A 1,500-nucleotide genomic window follows, 5' to 3' on the forward strand; every position below is an offset into this window, starting at 1 on the left:
CCTGTTGTGGGACAGCGGGGTGGTGGAGAGGATTGATGATGGATAACGATGATGTACCGTTCCGGCCGTCTCGTTCGAGCAAGTTCACCCCGCAGCAGCGTTGGGCGTTGTTGTTGGAGTATGACCAGTGTCTGGAACGAGGGAGTCGGGTGGCGTTTTGTCGGCGAATCGGGGTGTCGTCGTACACGATGAACTCGTGGGTGCAGCAGCGGGCGGCTGGGTTGATCACGGAGCCTGACCCGGCTCGTTCGCGTGGGGATCGGAGGGGCGTGTTGACGTATGAGGAGCGGCAGGAGCTGGAACGGCTCCGCCGGCAGAATGAACGCCTCAAGGTGGAGTTGGAGCAGTCCAGAGCGGCTGCTGACATCTTGGGAAAAGCTGCCGCGTTCTTGGAGGGGTTGGCCAAGAACGCGGATCAGAACCAGACCCAACCGGAGCCTCCACCGGTGCCGGGCCGGCCGGCGTGGCTGGCCGATTCCGATACCTCGAGTTTGCCCTCGATACCGCCACGTCCCTCGAAGGGGTTGGGGTGAGCGTGGTCCAGGCATGTCGCTGGCTCGGGGTGTCGCGGTCCACGCTGTATCGGTATCGCAACCCGAACCCGGCTGGTGGGGTGGTGGTGCCGCACGCGGAGCGGAACTATCCCCAGCGGCTCGCCCCTGCCGAGACTGAAGCTGTCGTGGCTAGGTTGAACGCTGAGGACGTGGCCGACATGTCGATCAGGGAAGGGTTCTACCATCTGCTCGATCGCGGGGAGTACCTGTGCTCGCTGGCCACGATGCACCGGATCATGCGGCGAGCCGGGCAGTCCACCGATCGTCGTCGACAACGGACCCGGACCGGTGTCAGGGGCCGGCGTCATGCGCCACGCCTGCACGCGACCGCGCCCCGGCAGGTGTGGTGTTGGGACATCACCAACGTGCAGGGCCCGGGACGGATCTGGTTCAAGCTGTATGTCGCGATCGATCTGTACTCCCGCTACGTGGTCGCGCACCGGGTCGAACACCACGAACGGCCCGACCTGGCCAAAGACATGTTCCAAAAGGCGTTCACCGACCAACACTGCGTTCCTGCGGTCATCCACGCCGACAACGGCTCCCCGATGCGTGCCGGCACCCTCACCGACATGTTCAGGTTGTTGCACATCACCACGTCCCACTCCCGGCCCCGAGTGTCCAACGACAACCCGTTCGCTGAAGCCGTCTTCAAAACCGTGAAGTACGACCTCGCCTACCCCGGCCGGTTCGACACCATCGACCAGGCCCAAGCCTGGTTCACCGCCTTCTTCGACCACTACAACAACCACCATCACCACGCAGGCCTGGCCGGTCACACCCCCGCCCGCGTCCATGACGGCACCTGGCCCACCACCCACGACCTGTGGACCACCACCAAAACCGCTTACGCCGCCAAACACCCCACCCGCCACCCCAAACCCCCGAAAACCCCCACACCCCCAGACCACGTCTGGATCAACCAACCCCCAACCCAACTGTCCCA

1 protein-coding gene is annotated in these 1,500 nt (G+C 64.3%); it reads left to right on the top strand.

What is annotated here, in order from left to right:
* Positions 1 to 562 precede the first annotated feature (562 nt).
* Positions 563 to 1,500, top strand: a 938-nt coding sequence (locus IFY26_RS17505; RefSeq protein WP_232550291.1) for an IS3 family transposase, incomplete at its 3' end; no start/stop codon positions are given.

This window comes from Propioniciclava soli (assembly GCF_014858005.1).
Taxonomy (GTDB): domain Bacteria; phylum Actinomycetota; class Actinomycetes; order Propionibacteriales; family Propionibacteriaceae; genus Propioniciclava; species Propioniciclava soli.